Raw genomic sequence first — 863 nt, 5'->3', positions numbered from 1 at the left:
AACGCCCACCGGCAGGCCGATCCCGCGTTCGCCCATTGGGCGGCCGGTTACGGCGTAATCCAACATGACCCGCTCACCCAGCTGAGGGTCCGCCAGATGGTGGACGAGCTGGTAGCCCTGGGCCGCACGCCCGATGCCCGCACCGCCTGGCAGCGGCTCGCCGCCGCCGACCGCGTCACCAGCGCCGGGATGTGGCTGGTGGCGCACATGACCTACAGCCACCGGGTCCGTACCGACGGTGCGGCGCTCGAGTTTGAGGACTTCAAGACCACGCCTGAAGGCCACACCGGCGGGTCCCTCAACATGGTGCCCGCCTATGCCGGCTACCTGCTGATGGATTCCCTGGATGGCGTCACCCGCGCGTGGATGATGGGCCAAGGGCACTGTGTGGCAGCCATCGACGCGCTGAACCTGCTGGTGGACAACATGACCGACCGCCACGCCGAACGTTACGACCGCTCCGACGCGGGGCTGAGCAGGTTCGTCAGCGACTTTTACGCCTACACCCTCAATCCGGACGGAACGCCGGCGTCGCCCCTGGGATCGCACGTCAATGCGCACACCGCCGGCGGCGTGATGGAAGGCGGCTATCTCGGCTTTGCCGAGCTGCAATACGTGCATGGGCCGCTCAAGGACGAACGCCTGGTGGCGTTCCTGAGCGACGGCGCGTTCGAGGAACAGCGTGGCAGCGACTGGGCGCCGCGCTGGTGGCGTGCCGAGGACAGCGGGCTGGTCAGCCCGATCATCATCCTCAACGGGCGGCGCATCGAACAGCGCAGTCAGATCACCCAGCAAGGTGGCGAGCGGTGGCTGGACCGGCACCTGCGCTTGAACGGCTTTGATCCGATCGCGCTGGACGGGCG

The 863-nt window shown here is 67.9% G+C and carries 1 pseudogene; it reads left to right on the top strand.

The features are described from left to right. A pseudogene (locus OC373_RS18705) lies at positions 1-863 on the top strand (xylulose 5-phosphate 3-epimerase); the annotation flags it as partial.

The organism is Stenotrophomonas sp. Ste96, from assembly GCF_024519495.1.
Taxonomy (GTDB): Bacteria; Pseudomonadota; Gammaproteobacteria; order Xanthomonadales; family Xanthomonadaceae; genus Stenotrophomonas; species Stenotrophomonas bentonitica_A.
This window is presented reverse-complemented; position numbering and strand designations above follow the sequence as displayed.